Source organism: Tannerella forsythia (assembly GCF_001006485.1).
GTDB classification, from domain to species: Bacteria; Bacteroidota; Bacteroidia; order Bacteroidales; family Tannerellaceae; genus Tannerella; species Tannerella forsythia.
The window spans coordinates 1-385 of the sequence record NZ_JUET01000046.1 but is presented as its reverse complement, the minus strand read 5'-3'; the positions used below and the strand labels follow the sequence as shown (position 1 = coordinate 385).

Sequence of the window (385 nt, the reverse complement as noted above, 5' to 3'; positions counted from 1 at the left end):
GCTCCGACATGCCGGTTACGCAGTTCAACATGAAGATGGTGGAAGAGGCGGGGCTGGGCAAAATCGGCTTTCTCGGCCTGAAAAACCCGACGGTGCTGCAGACTGCGGTCAATCTGGGCCAGCGGCGCGGCCTCACCGTGGATTTGTCCAACCTGCCGCTCGATGACAAGCTCAGCTACGAAATGCTGTCGCGCGGCGAAACGGTCGGCGTGTTCCAGGTGGAAAGTACCGGCATGCGCAAGGCGCTGATCGGTATGAAGCCCGACCGGATCGAGGACATCATCGCGCTTGTGGCGCTGTACCGTCCGGGTCCGATGGAAAACATCCCGACCTACAACGCGCGCAAGAATGGTGATGAGGAGATGGCGTCGATCCATCCCAAGAT

At 60.0% G+C, this 385-nt stretch carries 1 pseudogene; it reads left to right on the top strand.

From position 1 onward, the window contains the following. Positions 1 to 29 precede the first annotated feature (29 nt). Positions 30 to 385: pseudogene (locus Tanf_RS16635) on the top strand (hypothetical protein); the annotation flags it as partial.